This window comes from Treponema sp. OMZ 790 (assembly GCF_024181285.1).
Classification (GTDB): Bacteria; Spirochaetota; Spirochaetia; order Treponematales; family Treponemataceae; genus Treponema_B.
The window spans coordinates 252782-271175 of record NZ_CP051201.1 but is presented as its reverse complement, the minus strand read 5'-3'; the positions used below and the strand labels follow the sequence as shown (position 1 = coordinate 271175).

At 39.1% G+C, this 18394-nt stretch carries 15 protein-coding genes; 9 read left to right on the top strand and 6 right to left on the bottom strand.

The genetic code is table 11. The annotated features are described in order from the left end of the window. Positions 1 to 12: 12 nt before the first annotated feature. Together E4O01_RS01280 and E4O01_RS01275 are read right to left on the bottom strand one after the other, a co-directional pair. Positions 13 to 696 carry a metal ABC transporter ATP-binding protein gene (locus tag E4O01_RS01280; protein WP_253693495.1) on the bottom strand — a complete coding sequence of 228 codons (684 nt, stop codon included), beginning with the start codon at positions 694 to 696 and terminating at the stop codon, positions 13 to 15. A 49-nt stretch (positions 697 to 745) separates the two neighbouring features. Then, on the bottom strand, positions 746 to 1594 hold the full coding sequence (locus tag E4O01_RS01275; RefSeq protein WP_253693493.1) for an Rpn family recombination-promoting nuclease/putative transposase: 849 nt from the start codon (positions 1592 to 1594) through the stop codon (positions 746 to 748). Positions 1595 to 1890: 296 nt separating this feature from the next. Here E4O01_RS01275 and E4O01_RS01270 point away from each other — a divergent pair, with 296 nt between their 5' ends. The 3 genes from E4O01_RS01270 (at position 1891) to E4O01_RS01260 (ending at position 5704) form a co-directional block, all read left to right on the top strand. Next, positions 1891 to 3678, top strand: a complete 1788-nt coding sequence (locus tag E4O01_RS01270) for an ABC transporter ATP-binding protein/permease (RefSeq protein ID WP_253693490.1) — start codon at positions 1891 to 1893, stop codon at positions 3676 to 3678. Continuing rightward, positions 3675 to 5333, top strand: a complete 1659-nt coding sequence (locus E4O01_RS01265; RefSeq protein ID WP_253693487.1) for an ABC transporter ATP-binding protein — start codon at positions 3675 to 3677, stop codon at positions 5331 to 5333. Before E4O01_RS01270 ends, E4O01_RS01265 begins: the two co-directional genes overlap by 4 nt. Positions 5334 to 5464: 131 nt before the next feature. Then, a complete protein-coding gene (locus tag E4O01_RS01260) occupies positions 5465 to 5704 on the top strand; it encodes a type II toxin-antitoxin system Phd/YefM family antitoxin (RefSeq protein ID WP_253693484.1) in 240 nt (79 codons plus the stop codon). Positions 5705 to 6204: 500 nt separating this feature from the next. Here E4O01_RS01260 and E4O01_RS01255 read toward each other — a convergent pair whose 3' ends face one another. The 4 genes from E4O01_RS01255 to fabZ are packed head-to-tail and all read right to left on the bottom strand — an operon-like array spanning position 6205 to position 9901. Further along, complete coding sequence (locus E4O01_RS01255) at positions 6205 to 6828, bottom strand: precorrin-8X methylmutase (RefSeq protein WP_253693482.1); 624 nt, start codon at positions 6826 to 6828, stop codon at positions 6205 to 6207. After that, complete coding sequence (locus tag E4O01_RS01250; RefSeq protein WP_253693480.1) at positions 6818 to 7747, bottom strand: Hsp33 family molecular chaperone HslO; 930 nt, start codon at positions 7745 to 7747, stop codon at positions 6818 to 6820. Before E4O01_RS01250 ends, E4O01_RS01255 begins: the two co-directional genes overlap by 11 nt. Before the next feature lie 8 nt (positions 7748 to 7755). Further along, positions 7756 to 9420, bottom strand: a complete 1665-nt coding sequence (locus E4O01_RS01245; RefSeq protein ID WP_253695148.1) for a UDP-N-acetylmuramoyl-L-alanyl-D-glutamate--2,6-diaminopimelate ligase — start codon at positions 9418 to 9420, stop codon at positions 7756 to 7758. Positions 9421 to 9469: 49 nt separating this feature from the next. Beyond that, positions 9470 to 9901: a 3-hydroxyacyl-ACP dehydratase FabZ gene (gene fabZ, locus E4O01_RS01240; protein ID WP_253693477.1), complete on the bottom strand. Its 432-nt coding sequence runs from the start codon at positions 9899 to 9901 to the stop codon at positions 9470 to 9472. A gap of 226 nt (positions 9902 to 10127) precedes the next feature. Here fabZ and E4O01_RS01235 point away from each other — a divergent pair, with 226 nt between their 5' ends. From E4O01_RS01235 to E4O01_RS01210, 6 genes are all read left to right on the top strand, one after another. Next, positions 10128 to 10772 (top strand): TetR/AcrR family transcriptional regulator, encoded by a 645-nt coding sequence (locus tag E4O01_RS01235; protein ID WP_253693474.1) that lies wholly within the window; start codon positions 10128 to 10130, stop codon positions 10770 to 10772. Positions 10773 to 11453: 681 nt separating this feature from the next. Beyond that, positions 11454 to 12035, top strand: a complete 582-nt coding sequence (locus E4O01_RS01230; RefSeq protein WP_253693471.1) for an MptD family putative ECF transporter S component — start codon at positions 11454 to 11456, stop codon at positions 12033 to 12035. A gap of 119 nt (positions 12036 to 12154) precedes the next feature. Next, entirely contained in the window at positions 12155 to 12859 is a 705-nt protein-coding gene (locus tag E4O01_RS01225) for an energy-coupling factor transporter transmembrane component T (protein ID WP_253693468.1), read from the top strand. Then, positions 12859 to 14424, top strand: coding sequence for an ABC transporter ATP-binding protein (locus E4O01_RS01220; RefSeq protein WP_253693465.1), 1566 nt, complete (start codon positions 12859 to 12861; stop codon positions 14422 to 14424). The genes E4O01_RS01225 and E4O01_RS01220 overlap by 1 nt, the downstream gene beginning before the upstream one ends. Before the next feature lie 101 nt (positions 14425 to 14525). Beyond that, positions 14526 to 16262: an ABC transporter ATP-binding protein gene (locus E4O01_RS01215; protein ID WP_253693462.1), complete on the top strand. Its 1737-nt coding sequence runs from the start codon at positions 14526 to 14528 to the stop codon at positions 16260 to 16262. Between the two features lie 355 nt (positions 16263 to 16617). Next, entirely contained in the window at positions 16618 to 18339 is a 1722-nt protein-coding gene (locus E4O01_RS01210; RefSeq protein ID WP_253693459.1) for an ABC transporter ATP-binding protein, read from the top strand. Positions 18340 to 18394 lie beyond the last annotated feature (55 nt).

Genomic DNA, 18394 nt, shown 5'->3' with positions numbered 1-18394 from the left:
AAAACTTTTCTCTTATTGATTCACCCTGGGTTTGAATTGAACAAAGCTCGGGTCAAAGAATTCTGAGCTGTACTGTTTAGGATTGCACAAGTGGCCTTCCCCGTTTTTTATATGAAATATTTTGGTAGAATTAAAAACGGCGGCATCCAAGTTATGGTCAACCGAAATGACGGTAAGTCCTTTTTGAGTGTTTAAATCTTTTACAAAAGAATAGATTTCTTTTTGCCCCTGAACATCGATTCCGGTAGAAGGCTCATCCAAGATTAAAAGATCAGGATCCCCGATAAGGGCTCGTGCTATGTAGAGTTTTTGAATCTGCCCGCCTGAAAGCTCTCCTACAAGGCCGGTTTTGTATTCGCTTAAGTTCACCCTTTCCAAGGCTTTTAGAACGCAATCCTTTTCTCTTATCTTTAATATTTTTCTATAAGAATTTAAAAGTTCAAAAAGAGTAATCGGGAAGTCGCTTAGGTTTTCTTTTTTTTGCGGAAGGTAGCCTATTCTTTTTGCATTGATAATAATTTCGCCATTTTGTATTTTAAGCAGTTTTAAGATAAGTTTTAGGAGTGTACTTTTTCCGCAGCCGTTTTCTCCCACAATCGAAATATAATCGCCCTGCTTAACTTCTAAATTTATATTTTTTAAAACTTCTTTTTTCGAGTTCGGATATTTAAATTTAAGAGAATTTATTTTTACCATAGGAAGAGCATTTTACTTCTTTTTTTTAAAGATTGCAAGACTGTAGTTATTAAAGATTGTTTATTTCACCTTGGCTTAGACCTGTGGCTTGAATAATGACTTCTTGTGTTACACCCAGATCAAGCAAATTTTTTGCTGTTTCGAGTTTTGTTTGGTATACTCCTTCTGTGTAGCCCTCGCGTTTTTCTGATGCCATATCGTGTTCATATTTCATGCGTGATTCGTACAGCCATTTATCCCTAGGACTCATTTCCATTACTTTAATAACTGCATTTGCCTTTTTCATCATTTCGGAATTTTGCGCCAACATCTTTCTTACCTCCCCATCATCCGTTTCAATAAATTTCAGCCAGCTTAATAAGCGTTTTGTTTTTACATTCATATAATTTGATTCTTTTAAAAGCTTTGCTTTTTCAAGATTTATAATATGAATCTCAAATTTTGAAAGCAAAGGCTCTTTTGTATCTTTTTCCAAAATAAGATATTTATTGTGCAAACGCTTATTTTTATTAAAGCCTTCTCCTATTAAGTTTATTGTAATACATTTTGGTAGATTTGTATAGTCTTGACCTTGTTTTATGCCTTCGGTATACATCTTCGACCAATAATACACACTTCTTTCAGGAAAATCACCTCTCCACCGATTTTGTATCTCAATATTGATAATTGTTCCGTCTTTTAGTCTTAACTTTATATCCAAGATACCTAGCTTTTCAGTCAAAATTTCTTTATGAAACTCCTTATCTAACAGTTCTAATTCTGCGATATTTTCAGGCAGAATGTCGAGTATACATTCCAGTAAGTCCTGCAAAATATCTTTATTCTCCTCAGTACCGAAGATACGCTTAAAAGCATAGTCATTTCGTAGGGTAATTTTGAAACTTGCATCATTTTTCATTTGTGCCTCCTATTATATTTATATGGAAAAAGAAGATTTATGAGTAAAATTTTAAAAAATATTTTGTAATTTCTAATAACAACAGCCTAAAAGTTAGCCTATTGCTATTTTTATTTGTTTCCTATAAAATACAGGGCATCTGTAAAAATTTTGTTAAATTTTTACAGATGCCCGACGAGTTTTTTATAAGTCTTGAATTATTAATGACTTATAAAAAACATCGCAATTAAGTTTAAGGAAACCCTCTAAAAACTGAAGTTTTTAGAGGCTATTAATATCTTTTTAAGAGGTTAGTTATGATTCATAAACGCCTGACAAGGTCTGTGCCGAAAAGTAAAAAGTGGATCTTGCTTTCGGCCCTTTCTTCATGGATTTCTCTATTGTGCAATGTGGTTATTACGTTTGTAACGGTGCGCCTTATTTTCGGTCTATATAATTCTTCGCTTGATAAAAAAACGCTTTTTGTTTTGGCGGCCGTAGCTGCCTCTGCCTTGGTAATACGGGTTATTGCCGTCCGTAAGCGCTCATACTTTTCATACAGGGCAGGAACCGAGGTTAAGCGGACCTTGCGCTCAATGCTCTACGATAAATTTATTTCGTTAAAGCTAAATTATTCCCAATATATCAGCATGGCAGAGGTTACTCAAATAGGCTCGGACGGAATAGAGCAGCTGGATTCTTATTTCGGGGCCTACCTGCCTCAGTTCTTTTTCAGTATGGCGGCTCCGGTAACTCTTTTTATAATCCTTGCACCGATAAATTTTTTTGCTGCCCTTGTGCTTTTTATCTGTGTGCCCCTGATTCCTCTTTCGATTGTTGCCATTCAAAAGGTTGCAAAGCGCATTTTAAAAAAATACCTTTCAATTTATACGGGGCTTGGAGATTCTTTTTTGGATAACCTCCGAGGCCTTATCACTTTAAAGGCCTATTCGGATGATGAGGCTCAACACAAGGAGCTGAATGCCGAGGCGGAAAATTTTAGGCGGGTAACCATGAGGGTTTTGACCATGCAGCTTAACTCCATCTTTGTGATGGACACTGTGGCTTACGGCGGAACAGCTCTCGGCACCATCGTCAGCCTCTATCAGCTAAGGTCAGGAAATCTTTCGATAGAGGGCGCTCTTCTTTTTATTTTGCTCTGCGCGGAATTCTTTTTGCCCTTGCGGGCCTTGGGCTCTTTTTTCCATATAGCGATGAACGGAATAACCGCCGCAAACCGCCTCTTTGAATTGATGGATGTAAAAAGCGACTCGGCTTCGATATTAAGCGGAGCCGAACTTGAGGCAGCGGCAAAAAAAATTGAAGAATCGAAGCTTACACTTGAGGTAAAAAATTTAAACTTTAATTATACCGAATCGAAGCAGGCAGTAAAAAATGCATCGATGAAGTTTTTAAAGCCGGGCTTTTACGGCATAGCAGGTGAAAGCGGATCGGGTAAATCGACGGCCGCCTCTCTTCTCATGGGCTTACAAAAAAACTATTCGGGAGAAATTCTCCTGTCGGGAATAGAAGCAAAAAAACTTCCCGACGAATTTAGAGCTAGGTACATGAACCTTGTTTCGACCGAGAGCTTTTTGTTCGGAGCTTCGGTGAGAGAAAACCTTTTAATAGCCAAACCCTCTGCAAGCGATGAAGAATTGATGAGCGTATTAAAAAAGGTTCTATTAGACGAGTTTGTTTTAAGCCGCAGTTCTTCAAAAGAAGAAGGAAACTCAGGCTTGGATTTTTATATTGAATCCGGAGGAAAGAATTTATCGGGCGGACAGGTTCAGCGTTTTGCCCTTGCACGGGCACTTCTTCACGATGCAGACATTTATATCTTTGACGAGGCTGTAAGCAATATCGATGTCGAAAGCGAAGAGCTTATTTTAAGCACCCTCTACGAATTAAGCAAAACAAAAATAATCATCTTTATTTCGCACAGGCTTGCAAATATTGAAAATGCAGACCATATCTATGTATTTGAAAAGGGCGAGATAAAAGAAGATGGAACTAATTCAAGCCTCCTTGAAAAAAACGGCATCTATGCAAGGATGTATTTACAGCAAAAAGATCTTGAAAAAATAAGGCTGGGTGTAAAATGAAAAAAAGCGAACTTATAAAAAAATTGATAGTATTTGTAAGACCTCTTACAGGCGTTATGACTATAACGGTTATCTTGAGGGTCTTGGGCTTTATCATTGCAGCGGCCATTCCGGTTTTGGGCGGAGCCGGCATCGTTTCTCTTTTGGGCTTAAAGGTTTTTAATACCTATCTTTCCTTGAACTTTGTAATCATCGGCCTCATTGTCTGTGCCGTAAGCCGCGGTATCTTCAGATACGGCGAACAGCTTTCGGGACACTACATAGCCTTTACCCTCTTGGCCCTGATACGCGATAAGATTTTTACGGCTATGAGACGGCTCGCCTTTGTTAAATTGCAAAAAAAAGATTCAGGAAGCCTCTTGTCGATCATAACCACCGACATAGAATTGCTCGAAGTTTTTTATGCCCACACAATAGCCCCCGCTGCTTCTGCCGTTCTCTACTTTATTTTTGCCCTAATCATCTTTGCAAAAATACACATTGTTTTATCTCTTACGGTTGCCCTCATTTATATAATCATAGGCTTTCTCCTTCCCATCCTTTTCGGTAAGATGGATGACGGCTCGGGTGTAGAATACCGAAAAAAAATGAGCTCCCTTAATTCCTACTTTTTGGACTCCCTCCTCGGAATAAAGGAGATAATCTTTTTTGACAAGATAAGGGAGAGAAAAGAAAATATAGAAAAAAAAGGGGAGGCTATAAGCGGAACCTTTAAGCTCTTAAAGGACTTTGAGGGGAACACCTTTGCTGTTACGGAGGCAGCTCTCACCCTTTGCAATTTTTTAATGCTGGGCATTTCGGCCTTCCTCTTGGTAAACGGAAAAATAGACTTTGCTCACCTTTTGATTTCCAACCTAATGCTTCTTTCAGGATACGGTCCGATAATAGCTGTTTCAGGCTTGGCCGTAAACTTGCAGCAAACCTTCGCTTCCGCAGAGAGAGTTTTTTCCCTGCTTGAAGAAAAGCCTGAACTCGATGAAGTTGAAGACGGCGAAAACGTCAGCTTCGAAAAAGTTGATGCCGATAATATCAATTTTAGATACGACGATATGGAAGTTTTAAAGGATGTAAGCATCTCGGTTAAAAAAGATGAGATAGTCGGCCTTTGCGGTAAAAGCGGAAGCGGTAAGAGTACCCTGCTCCGCCTCATCATGCGCTTTTTCGATCCCCTTTCGGGAGAGGTAAGGATGAACGGCATCGACGTTAAAAAAATAAACACTGCGAGTTTAAGAGAGGCCGTTTCGTACATTACCCAGCAAACCTATATTTTTAAAAAATCTATTTATGAAAACATCCTTCTTGCAAACAGGAATGCTTCAAAAGAGGAAGTTATCGAAGCCGCGAAAAAAGCCGCCATCCACGATTTTATCATGAGCCTTCCTGAAGGCTATGATACGAAGATTACAGAACTCGGCGGAAACCTTTCAAGCGGGGAAAAACAGCGTCTCGGCCTTGCCCGGGCTTTTTTACACAAGGCTCCTCTTTTGCTGCTCGACGAGCCGACCGGAAACTTGGACAGCTTAAACGAAGCCCTCATTTTAAATTCAATTTACCAAGAAAAGAAAGACAAGGGCGTTTTAATCGTAAGCCACCGCAAATCCACCGTAAACGCCGCCGATAAGGTTGTCTATATTGAAAAGGGAAGACTGAGGTAGGAATGCACTGTCAAGGATTGGTGCACTTAGAGGTATGTTTGAAATTTAATGGAAATGTATATAACACGGAAATAGCATTTTTAAAATATGTACAACTTGACTATGTTATACATACATGTTAATATATTTACATGAAAACATTGCCTGTAACCAAAATAAGAACAAATTTCTCTGCACTTTTAAAAGAAGTGGAATTAGGTAACGAAATCGGGATAACACTCGGCCGAAAAGAAGAAGCAATCGCGGTAATTGTTCCAATTGAAGAATATAAGAGAATAAAAGTGAGACAACTAGGTACATTGGAAGGAAAAGCAACGGTTGAATTTAGTGAGAATTGGGCAATTACAGATGAAGAGTTTATCAATTTATGAAAATCCTACTAGATACACATTATTTATTATGGCCATTTATTGATACAAGTAAAATATCTAGATCAGTTTATAATAAACTATTAGCAGATGACAACGAAATTTTCTATAGCCAGGCTAGCTTATGGAAAATATCAATAAAATTTAATATTGGAAAATTATCACTAAACGGAATAAAACCTGAAGAATTCTACAAAGAAGTAGAAAATAGTTTTTAAAATACAGGTCTTTTCAAAATGATGAATTAATTACCTTTTACAAATTACCGATAGAACATAAAGATCCATTTGACCGAATAATGATTTGGCAAGCAATACAGTCTGATTACTATTTTTTGTCTGTTGATAATCAGATTACAAATTATAAAAAATACGGTTTAAAAATTTTGTCCTAAAACAGCCCCAGTATTTTTTTCTATAAATCAAGACTTGATTTAAATAATCATGCAATAGGTTTTCGATGAGGATTGGTGCACTTAGAAGCATGTTCAATGCAGCTTTTCCTTACTCCCTTTCGACCATCATGTAAAGTAAGGCATTTATGATGGAGGCGGCGACGTTGCTTCCGCCCTTGGTGCCTACGGTAGAGATTTGGGGCAGGGAGACGGAACGCAGGGCTTCCTTTGATTCGGCGGCACCTACAAAGCCCACGGGGACTCCTATTATAAAATCGGGGGAAACTTTTTTTTCTTCGCAAAGCTCTAAAAGGCGGAAAAGGGCTGTAGGGGCATTGCCTATCACAAAGGCTGTTGCTCCTTCTTGGACTGCGAGGTCTACAGCCGCCGAAGATCGTGTAATTCCCCCTTCCTTGGACATCTTAAAAACCCTCTCATCATCGATCAGACATAAAAGCTTATTTTCGGTTTTTGAAAGGGCTGGCTTATTGATGCCTGTCATTACCATCTTGGTATCGGTAAAAATAGTTATGCCCTTTTGAAGAGCTTTTTTAGCGGCTTCTATAAAATTATTTTGAAAGACAATTATCTTGCGGTACTCGACATCGCCCGTAGTGTGAATCATCCTCTTGGCTATAATTTTTTCTTCTTCGGTGAAAGCAACATCCTTCATGCTCTCTTCAATTATATCCATGCTCTTATTTTCTATTTCCATGGGTTTTTTAATGTACATCGATTTTTTCCTTTAAGACGGTTTTGGGATATTTATAGACAGAGCCGCAGTTATGGCAATAAAGCTCGATTTGATCGGGGCCGTTTTCGTACATGTCTGCAAGTTCTTTTTCGGGCAGGGTAAAAAGCTTATTGCGGAAATTGTCTTCCGAGCAGGGGCAATAAAAGTCTATCTTTCTTTCGATTAGAACTTTCGGCTCACAGTCACGGAAAAGGCCGAAGATGACATCTTCCCTGTCTCCGCCTTCCGCAAACCATTGGCCTATCGAGGGGCAGGCCGCAAAGGCCATTTCTACCTTTTCTATCAAGGCTTCTTCGGCTCCCGGCATGACCTGAATGTACATGCCTCCCGCTCCGATGATTCTTCCTTCCTTGTCGAATTGGACGCCTGTATTAAAGCCCGTTACGGTCTGTTCCGATTGCAAAAAATATTCGGAAAGGTCAAGGGCTATGTTTTTGTGCTTTATCTCGATGATTCCCGTCAAGGGTTCCCTGGCTCCTTCGGGGAAGCGGATAACCGAAATCTTTCCTTCGCCGAAGAGGGGCTTTAAGTCCCATGTTTCTAACAATTCATCAGGCCTTATCGGGTCTTCCAAAAGATAGCCCCTGACAAAGCCCTCGCTGAAGGCTTCGACACTAAAGCCCACAAGGGGGCCTTGGGTATCGCATCTAAAGATGATTCTATCTCTTCCCTTCATTGTGGGAATTAGGAGGGCTCCGCAAAGGGAGGCGTGTCCCAGGGCGAGGCTTTCCAAAAGCCCTAAGTTGTGCTGCACCCTCATCTTATTTACAAAGCGGGTTCCGTGAAAAAAAGCTCCGCGGATTTGACCTTCGCCGAGCATAAAGACCGTCATTCCGTCTTCGTGCATGGTTTTAAATTTTTCTATTAAGACGGGATCGGTAATCGGTTTATCTATCATAGGCCGGATTATAGCAAAGATTGCACTTTTGTACAAGGATTAGTTTTTTTCCTCAGCATCTCTTTTAACAATTCTCTTGCCGTTGTTTCTTCATCGTAGGGCATGGTTCTATCTTTAAAGATGATGGAGTTTTCATGTCCTTTCCCTAAAAGGAGAACTGCATCGTTTTTACCTGCAAGGCTGAAGGCTTTTTTGATGGCTGAGGGGCGGTCGGGGATTATAAAGAGCTCTTCGTTTCGTTTTTTTTCGGGACAGCCTGCTGCTATCATCTCCAAAAGCTCAACGGAGTCTTCTCCGCGAGGGTCTTCATCTGCAAGGATTACGATGTCGGAATAAAGGGCCGCTATCCTGCCCTGCTCCGGTCTTTTCTTTATGTCACGCTCTCCGCCGGAACCGAAAAGGCTTATTACCTTTCCGCCGGATTTTTCTATACGACTCTTTATCGAAGGAAAAATCGTCATAAAAGAAGAAGGGGTGTGAGCATAGTCTATGAGTACTTCAAAATCCTGACCCTCATCTATGAGCATCATCCTGCCCTTTACGGGTTTTACAAGAGAAAGTTTTTCGATTATGGCTTCGATATCGAGTCCCGTAATTTTTTGAACGGCCAAGACCGAAGCCAAAATATTTTTTACGTTAAAGATGCCTGCAAGTTTTAGCTCGCTCCTGTATTCTTTTTTAGAAGAAAAATCGCAAAGGGTAAATTTAATTCCGTTTGATGACTCTTCAATATCCTTTGCAAAAAGACCTTCATACTCTTCAATCTTTTTTAGGTCTTTAATCTCGGTGCTGAAAGGATATACATTTTTTTGAGTTGCTTCCATAAAATAAGGAGCTGACATGTCTTCATAGTTTACTACCCCGAATATCGGCATACCCTTACCCTTATTTTTATCCAAGGCTCTAAAAAGATTGGCCTTGTCATAGCGGTACTGTTCGATGGTTCCGTGGAATTCCAAGTGCTCCTGAGTTACGTTCATAAAAACACCTGCATCAAAGATCACATCTTCAAGACGGGCCGTCCTAGGAGAAAGGCCGTGTGAGGAAGACTCTACCACAGCAAAACTACATCCTGCATCTCTCATTTGGGCAAGACGCTGCTGGACAATGTTCGATTCAGGCGTTGTCTGGTGTTCAGGATTAGGAATTACCTTTCCGTCTATGGAGTATTCGACTGTAGAGAAAAAGCCGGCTTTTTTCCCGCAAAGGTTTAAAAGCTGAAAGATAAAAGAAACCGTGCTGCTCTTGCCCTCGGTTCCGGTAACACCGATTACACCCAGTGCTTTTGAAGGTTCATCATAAAGAAAGGCAGAGACCTTGGACATGGTCTTGCGCACATCATCCACCTGAACAAAGCAAACATCCTTGGCCTTCTCTATGGTTGCAGCATCCGTTTTATCTGCAGCATCGGCAGCTTTTAAATCCCCCTCATAAAAAACACAAACGGCTCCGTTTTCGATTGCAGAATTTATAAATTTTTTTCCGTCAGTATGAATACCCGGAAGAGCAAAAAAGGCAGCACCTTTTTTAAGATCCGTTTTATCATCAACGCCGCAAGGCTGAACCTTACGGGAATCATATTCCATAGAATTTATAAGAGACTTATCGTTTCCAAAACAATTTATAACTTCAACAGCTTTGATGCACTCTGCAATCGATTTTACGTATTCCATATCGAAAAGTATAATTAATAAGGTAAAATTTATCAAGTAATATTCTTGATTAAGCTTCTTTGCCGACAAGGCACATCCACTCGGCTTCGGCGGCAAGGGTATCGCCTACATAGGCCTTGCCCGCCTGCTTAATCATTCGGGGCGATACGCGTAAGTTTGTAACTTCCATTCTAACTTTATCGCCCGGATTAACCTGAGAACGGAATTTAACCTTATCGACTGTGGCCAAAAAGAATAAAGAGCCTTCTTCAAAAATCTTTTGAAAACTCAAGGCTGCTCCTCCGGCCTGAGCCATTGTTTCTACGAGGATGACCCCGGGCACTACAGGATATTCGGGAAAGTGTCCCTTAAAAAAGAATTCTTCTTGAGTAAAAATATGCTCGCTCACACTTCCCTTTTCATCGGCAGAGATAACCTCATCCACAAACAAAAAAGGCTTTCGATGAGGAATCAAACTTTCTATATCTTTTGTAAGACTCATAAATTTCTCCTTATTTTACGTAACTATATACTTATGTAATTTTACACAAAATAAAAGAATTAAGCAAGAAGGATACTCTCATAGAAAAAACTTATATTTTTATAAAATTTATTGAAAAAAGTTATCGATAGTTGACTATTTTTAATTTTTCGTATAATATTGTCAATGTAGCGACAGTACCGTCACTTTTAAATGATGAGATACGCTGTTATATATTCGGTAATTTATGAAAGAAAAATTTTTAACAAATAAAGAAGAGCTAAATACGGGAGCAAAAATCCTAATCGCGGCGAAAGAAGAATTCTTTGAAAAAGGCTTTATGGGAGCCAGTGTCAGATCTATTGCCAATAGAGCAGGTCTTACAACAGGGGCAATTTATAACCTATTTAAAAATAAAAACGGAATTTTCAAAGCTCTTATCCAAAACGTATTTGAAGCAATGATGAAATCCTTAACGCATAATCCTCCCCCTTCAGAGATTGAATATAATATGAAGACAAGTGATTTATCGGTAATCATTGAAGTATCGCGCAAGCGTTTTTTATACATGATCGACTTCTTTTTTGAAAACCGGGATGAGATGAAACTTCTCGTGTGCTGTGCAAGAGGAAGTTCTTATGAATACATGTTTGATGAAGCCGTCAAAGTAATGGAAAAAGAAACTATACGCTGGCTGGAATATGACGGAGTAAAAATTACCAAAAGAGTAAAATTTTTTATTCATGTCATGGCTTCATCACACTTCGAGAATTTAAAAGAAATATTCTATCATGATTTAACAAAAAAAGAAGCTATAGATTATGCCATGGATTTTAATACATACCACTGTGCCGGATGGAAATATTATTGGATGGAACAAGTTAATTCATAATTCACAATTTTTAAGGAGGGGCGTTGAAGCTTCAGACACAAATAGCGTCTTCAGCTTCAACTTGAGTTTTGCGCAAAAGCGCAAAACGTCATATTATTATATACACTTTCTCATTGCATTACGAAAGTGCGTAAAAATTATATTCGCAATTCTGAGGAATTGCTCATTTAATTTTTTTGGAGGGGTGTTGAAGCTTCAGACACAAATAGCGTCTTCAGCTTCAACTTGAGTTTTGCGCAAAAGCGCAAAACGTCATATTATTATATGCACTTTCTCATTGCATTACAAAAGTGCGTAAAAATTATATTCGCAATTCTGAGGAATTGCTCATTTAATTTTTTTGGAGGGGCGTTGAAGCTTCAGACACAAATAGCGTCTTCAGCTTCAACTTGAGTTTTGCGCAAAAGCGCAAAACGTCATATTATTATATGCACTTTCTCATTGCATTACAAAAGTGCGTAAAAATTATATTCGCAATTCTGAGGAATTGCTCATTTAATTTTTTTGGAGGGACGTTGAAGCTTCAGACACAAATAGCGTCTTCAGCTTCAACTTGAGTTTTGCACAAAAGCGCAAAACATCATATTATTATATGCACTTTCTCATTGCATTACGAAAGTGCGTAAAAATTATTCCTCGGTTTTTGATAAAACCTGCGGACAATTTTTAAGGAGGTTGTTTATGAACAACAAGTTGGCTTTAAAGGATCTTATAAATATCGGTATTTTCTCCGTTATTTATTTTGTCGGACTTTTTGTAATCGGTATGCCCTTAGGTTTTTTGGTTATAACCTATTTAGCTTTCCCTTTTACAGTAAGCTTAATTTTAGGAATTGCAGTAATGTTTTTGCTTGCAAAGGTGCAAAAACCTTTAGGACTTTTTATATTTGCAGCAATTCCCGGCTGTCTTATGACTCTTATGGGACACACACCTGTAGTTGCAATCCACAGTTTAATCGTTGCAGTCCTTGCAGAAATCGTAAGAAAGGTACTCGGCTATAACACAGCAAAGGGAAGCATCATAGGATATTCTATAATGTCGCTGTGGCTATGCGGTGCGTTTTGGCAAATATTCCTTTTAAAAGATCAATACTTTGCCCTCACCGAAAAAATGATGAGCACCGAATATGCAAGAGAATTAACAAGTCTCCCGTGGTGGATTATGCCCATACTCTATGTTACTGCTTTTGCAGGAGGAATCCTCGGCGGACTTTTAGGCAAAAAAGTTTTAAAGAAACACTTTGAAAAAGCAGGCTTGGTGTAGATAATTGGGAATTAGGAATTATGAATGCGTAATTAAGAATTAACCCAATTCCTAATTACGCATTACTAATTACAAATTAACCTAATTCCTAATTAAGAATTAACCTAGGGGAGATTTTGATGAACAAAGACGCATTCTTGGTTCTTGATCCGCGGACAAAAATATTTTTGGTTTTGGCAATGGGAGCTTCCATAACAATTCTTGTTCCTATATATGTAGAGATTTTAAGCGCTGCCCTTTTGGCCTTTTTATTCTTGATGAACAGACAAGTTAAGTCTGCAATAAAATTGATGGCAGTTTTTTTATTTCTTGCAGCACTCACTTATTTACCGAAAAACTTACCGGGAGTTACAACCGTCGTATTGCCGGTCGGTTTTATGGTTCGCCGTTTTATGATGCCTATTGTCGCGGGAAATTATCTAATCGCATCAACCCCTGTAGGGCTTTTAATGAATGCCCTCGAAAAATTAAAACTGCCTTACTCGATCGTGATAACCGTGGCAGTTATGTTCCGTTTTTTTCCTACATTAAAAGAAGAATACGGAAATATTAAAAATGCAATGAAGATGCGGGGCATCGGACTTAATGCGGCAAACGTAATCGGTAAACCTTTTTTAACGCTTGAATATGTGATGGTTCCCCTTCTTTCATCCGCTTCAAGAATCGGCGATGAACTTGCTGCTGCAGGACACACAAAGGGTGTAGATGCTCCTTCAAAAAAAGTGCGCTATAAAACTTCCCGTTTTACGGCAGCCGATGTTTCTATTTTTATCTATATCATCGCAGTGTTTATCGCTGCAGCCATAACAAGGATGCATGCATAATGAAAACGGCAGTAAATCTTCAAAACATTTGTTTTAATTATCGATCTTCAGAAAACACAAATCAGCAAAACACAAAAAACTTATCCGCCTTAAACGATATTTCAATTTCGGTAAAAAAAGGAGAATGCATCTTGCTCACCGGAATTTCAGGCTGCGGAAAAACCAGTGTGCTGCGTACAATAAACGGTTTAATTCCAAACTATTATGAAGGAAAACTTTTAGGCTTTATTGAAGTTTCAGGAGAACCGATACAGGGAAAACCTATTTACGAGATTTCAAAAAAAGCTTCTACTGTTTTTCAAAATCCGAAATCTCAATTTTTTAATTTGGATACAACTTCCGAAATTCTTTTCTTCCTTGAAAATATGGGAACCCCTTTTAAACATATGCATGAAAGGCTGACCTTTATTTCGGAATTTTTAAATATCAAACATCTTCTTGATCGAAATATTTTTAATCTCTCAGGCGGAGAAAAGCAGATGATTGCTATAGCTTCCGCTCTTGCGGCCGATACGGATATTATTGTTTTGGATGAGCCGACTTCCAATTTGGATTTATACTATATAGAAAAAATGACTGAAGTTCTTACTCTTTTAAAAAAATCGGGGAAAACTTTAATCATAAGCGAACACCGTCTGCATTTTTTAAAAGACCTTATAGATAGGGCTTTTTTAATAAAGGACGGAAAGGTTGAAAAAGAATTTTCCCAACAAGAATTTATTTCTCTTTCGGAAGAAAATAGGAAAGAGCTATTACTTCGTCCCATAACGATGGACAAAAATGTTTTTAATGGTTTGGAAGATTCGAATTACGCTCAGATAAAATCCGAAAATTTTATGACTGTAGAAAATTTATGCTACCGTTTTAAAAAAGAAAAAGATGATTTTCTCCGTGTGCAAAATTTAAAAATGGGATTCGGCAAGGTGATAGCTCTTACCGGAAAAAACGGACAAGGGAAAAGCACTTTTGCTCAATGTCTTACAGGTTTACTCAAGGCAAAAAAAGATTCCGTTTTACTGAATGAAAAAAAGATAACGGCAAAACAACGGCTCAGACTCTCGTACATGGTATTGCAGGATGTCGGCTATCAGCTTTTTACCGAAAGCGTTGAAGATGAAATAGCTTTAGGAAAAAATAAAAAGATCAAACAGGAACAAAGCCCCAAAACCGAAAATACGGAAAACGGCACTCCAAGCATTGAAACAATTTTAAAAGCTATGAATTTAACGGAGCTAAAAGATAAGCATCCCTTAAGTTTATCGGGAGGACAAAAACAAAGAGTTTCAATCGGAGCTGCCGTCAGTTCAGACTCACGCATCATTATAATGGATGAACCGACTTCGGGTATGGATTACTTTCACATGAAAGAAACCGCAAAACTAATTAACTCTATACGCTCACCCGAAACACTCATTTTAATTATCAGCCACGACTTTGAATTTTTAAGCCTTGTTGCAGACGAAATAATCTTGATGGAAAAAGGCGAGGTAATTTCACACTCCGAATTTACAAAAGAAAAAGCCGAAGAAATTTTTAATTATTTAAAAGAACACTCGATTAAGTAATTGCAAAATATCAGAAAATCTTTGAATTAAAAAGTTACCCATACTTGACTATTTTTTTATTTCGAGTATAATAACAGTGTTACTAAAAATAGGAGACTGTTATGGACACATACAAAAGATTGTTGAAATATACACCCGAAAAAATGCACTGTGTGTATATTTCCATTGTTTGCTCCGCTTTGGGCGTTGCTTGCCAAATGGGAGCATTTTGGTATCTATGGAAGTTTTTGCATGCGCTTTTGGTAACAAAAAGCGTCACGGACGGCTCATTTTATGCAACTGTCATTGTTGCACTGATGCTCGGCTACTCCGTTGTGTATTTTGCTTCCTTGTGGGCTTCTCACGTGCTGGGATTTCGGCTCGAATCGAATTTGCGTAAAGAAGCAATCAAACACTTGATGACTGCTTCCTTCGCTTTTTTTGATGTAAACAACTCCGGAAAAATCAGAAAAATCATTGACGACAATGCACAAGAAACTCACATGATTGTCGCCCACCTTATTCCCGACAATGTTGCAGCTATTGTTACCCCGATTTTAATGTTTGTCATCATTTTTCTGGTGGATGTAAAGCTTGGTCTTTTGCTTTTACTTATTGCGATTACCGGCGCAGTGCAGATGATGTTTATGATGGGAGATAAACATTTTATGCAAAAATATCAGGCTGCTTTGGAAAAAATGAACGGCGAAGCAGTGGAGTACGTGCGCGGTATGCAGGTAGTAAAAATTTTTAAAAGCACGGTAGAATCTTTTAAAGCTTTTTACACTGCCATCACCGACTACTCCGACTTGGCATATAAGTATACGCTCAGCTGCCGAAGACCCTATGTTATGTTTCAAGTGCTGTTCAATTTATTTACTACTTTTACAATCCCTGCCGCAATTTATTATATGAATAAGGGAGCGGATGGAAATATCATCATTGCAAAGATTGTGTTTTATGTTTGCTTTGCAGGTGTACTTTTCGGAGCTTTTATGCGCGTTATGTATGTCGGCATGTACAACTTTCAGGCAAAAAGCGTTGTAGACAAATTGGAAAATCTTTTTACCGAAATGGAAAAAGACAATATCACGCACGGCACGGAAGAAAGGTTTGAGCACTTCGGCATTGAATTTAAAAACGTGTCGTTCGGCTACAATGAAGAAAAGATTTTAAAAAACGTGAGCTTTACACTTGAACCGAATAAAACCTACGCCCTTGTCGGCTCCTCAGGCGGAGGAAAGTCTACAATCGCAAAACTTATTTCAGGCTTTTATAAAATCAATGAGGGAGAAATTTTAATCGGCGGAAAGAACATCGCTTCGTATTCAAAAAACGCTTTGATGAAAAATATTGCCTTTGTGTTCCAAGCGTCCAAGCTCTTTAAGATGAGTATTTTTGAAAACGTGAAAATGGGCAACAAAAACGCAAGCGATGAACAAGTGATGAACGCCCTCCGTCTTGCCCGCTGCGAGGATATTTTAGCGAAGTTTGAAAAACGCGAACATACGCTTATCGGCTCAAAAGGAGTGCATTTGTCCGGCGGAGAAATACAGAGAGTTGCAATCGCCCGCGCAATTTTGAAAAATGCCGACATCATTATCTTGGACGAAGCATCCGCCGCCGCCGATCCCGAAAACGAATACGAAATTCAGCAAGCTTTTTCCAATTTGATGAAAAACAAAACGGTAATCATGATTGCACACCGTTTAAGTTCCATTAAAAATGTCGATGAAGTCTTGGTTGTCGAAGACGGAAACATAATAGAACGCGGAAGCGACAAAGAGCTTATGGCTAAAGGCGGAAAGTACTGCAAGCTGCAAAAGTTGTATTCTAAAGCAAACGAATGGCGCTTTTGAAAATATGAGGGCATCTGCGTTGTCGCTTAACAAAAAACAGTCCTCGACGTACATTAACTTAACTCATAATTATGAATTAAAAATTAAACAAAGTACAAATGTACCTTTGCAATTATTAAATCGGATGTTGAACAGCATCAAGGAAATACGGCTTAGCTATTCAACTCACAATGCTTTCTCAAAGCTTTTCCACAGCTAAACTAAAAACTTGGTTGGGGTTTCCAAAGGGAGCACCCTTTGGCAGCGCGTGGAAAAGGGATTGGGTCATAGGGGAGGTACAACCAACGAAGTTTCGAGGTGAAGAAAACTTTTATCCGAAAAAGTGTCTTCCCTCCCCTAAAATTGGAGATTAATAATGATAAAAAAATTACAAAAATTATTTGCAGTTACCGAGCATGGAGCTCGGGATTTGGTTACGGCTTCGGTATGGTCGGTGTTTTCAAATATCGCCTATATCTTACCGATGTTTTTGATTATGTTTTTTTTGCAGGGCTACTTTGAAGGCTCTCTTAAAACGGCTTACTTTTATTCGGGTGTTATTGCAGTCCTTGCCGTGGTGATGGGCATTCTTTTGCACATCAATTACAACACCCTGTACACGGTAACCTTTAAGGAATGTAAGGAGCTGCGTGTTGAAATTGCTAACCGCTTAAAGGCTCTGCCTCTTGCTTACTTTTACAAGCACGATATTTCCGACCTTTCGCAAACCGTTATGGCTGATGTTGCGGCTCTGGAACATGCCTTAAGCCACGCTATTCCGCAGACGATAGGGCTGGCCATTTATTTGGCTGTTATCGGAGTGATGATGATAACCGCTCATCCTGCGCTCGGGCTTTGCGTCTTTGTACCTATTGTTGTCAGCTTTATTCTGCTCATTTTATCGAAGAAGATTCAAATTCGGGAAACCACACGCGACTTTCACAAGCAGCGCGAACGTTCCGAATTTTTTCAGGAAGCGATTGAACTTCAACAAGAAATTAAAAGTTACGGACGCGCGGATACGGTTGCAGAAAAGTTAAACTGCAATGTCGATGAGGCAGAAAAACTCCACCTTTCGGTTGAAGCCCATCAAGCCATTCCGCTTAATATCGCAATGGCGGCCTTAAAGTTCTCGGTCGGAATAACAGTCGTTTTCGGTTTAAAAATGTACTTAGCCGGAACTGCTCCTCTTCTTTATTTTATAGGCTATGTCATTGCAGCCTCCCGCATTATCGATGCGGTTGCCGCCGTCGAAGCAAACCTTGCAGAGATTATGTACATCGATTCACGCGTTAAAAGAATTAATGAGCTGCGTGAAACGCCCGTGCAGGAAGGCAAACCGGCCGCCTTGCAAAAATACGGTATCGAATTTAAGGATGTAGAATTTTCATACAATGACGGTCAAAAAATAATTGACGGTATCTCTTTTACAGCCGAACAAAATAAGGTAACCGCTCTTGTCGGTCCGTCCGGCTGCGGAAAAACAACAGTACTCCGTTTAGCTTCCCGCCTCTATGATTACAACAAGGGGCAGATTCTTATCGACGGAAAAAACATTGCAGAAATCGACACCGACAGCCTTTTTGAAAAAATTTCGATTGTATTCCAAGATGTCGGCTTATTTAATACGTCGATTATGGAAAACATCCGTGTCGGAAATAAAAATGCAAGCGATGAGGAAGTAAAGGAAGCAGCCCGCCTTGCAAATTGCACAGAGTTTATCGAAGCCTTTCCGGAAAGCTGGAATACCTTTGTCGGAGAAAACGGCAGCCGTCTTTCAGGCGGAGAACGCCAGCGTCTTTCAATCGCCCGTGCCTTTTTAAAAAATGCCCCGATTATTATTTTAGATGAAATCAGTGCGTCCCTCGATGTTGAAAACGAAATGAAGATTCAAGAAAGCTTAAATAAACTCATCAAGGATAAAACAGTCATCATCATTTCGCACCGCTTAAAATCGGTTGAAAACGCCGACAAAATCATCGTGATGAACGCGGGTAAAATTGAAGCCGAAGGCAAACACTCAGAACTTTTACAAAGTTCCGAATTGTACAGAAACATGATCGATAAATCCACAGCCACAGAAAAGTGGGTGTACTAAAATAATTAGGAGTGGAGAAGTTAAAGCAAAAAACTTTACTTCTTCATTCCTAATT